Genomic DNA, 915 nt, shown 5'->3' with positions numbered 1-915 from the left:
CGCCTTCACCGCCTGATCGACATCGCATTGGAACGCAATACCGATTTGCGTACAGCCGCGCTGAATGCGGAAATCTACCGCAAGCAATACATGATTGCGCGTAATAATTTGTTGCCAACCGTCAATGCCAGCGGTACAGGTTCGCGTCAAGGCAGTTTGAGTGGCGGCAGCGTTAGCAGCCAATACAGCGTGGGTTTGGGCGCAGCCTCTTATGAGCTTGACCTCTTCGGCCGTGTCCGCAGCACCAGCGAAGCCGCGTTGCAAGGTTATTTTAATGTGGCTGCCAACCGCGATGCCGCCCATCTGACCCTGATTTCTACCGTGGCCAAAGCCTACTTTAACGAGCGCTACGCCGAAGAAGCCATGGCATTGGCACAACGCGTGTTGCAAACCCGTGAAGCGACTTACAAGCTCTCGCAATTGCGCCATAAGGCCGGCGTGATTTCCGCCGTTGATTTGCGCCAACAGGAAGCGCTGATCGAATCGGCCAAAGCTGATTACGCATCCGCGGTAAAGAACCGCGAGCAAGCGCGCAATTCTTTGGCTATGTTGATTAATCAACCTTTACCCGAAGACTTGCCTGCCGGTCTGCCTTTGAGTAAACAGTTCAAAATCACTAAACTGCCTGCCGGTTTGAGTTCGGACGTGTTGCTCAACCGTCCGGATATCCGTGCGGCCGAACACGCGCTCAAACAAGCTAATGCCAATATCGGTGCGGCACGTGCGGCGTTTTTCCCACGTATCAGCCTGACCGGTTCTGTCGGTACCGCTTCCGGCGAGCTGAGCGGTCTGTTTAAGAGCGGTACGGGTATTTGGGCTTTTGCACCGTCAATCACGCTGCCTATCTTTGACTGGGGCACAAACAAAGCCAATCTTGACGTAGCCAAACTGCGCCAACAGGCACAAATCGTTGCT

At 54.4% G+C, this 915-nt stretch carries 1 protein-coding gene; it reads left to right on the top strand.

Features of this window, described 5'->3' with window-relative positions; genetic code table 11:
• Nucleotides 1-915, top strand: a 915-nt coding sequence (locus ACTHS3_RS15390; protein ID WP_440368421.1) for an efflux transporter outer membrane subunit, incomplete at both ends; no start/stop codon positions are given.

It is taken from the genome of Neisseria sp. P0009.S007 (assembly GCF_051962515.1).
The sequence above is the reverse complement of the archived record's forward strand: the minus strand, read 5'-3'. Positions and strand labels throughout refer to the sequence as shown.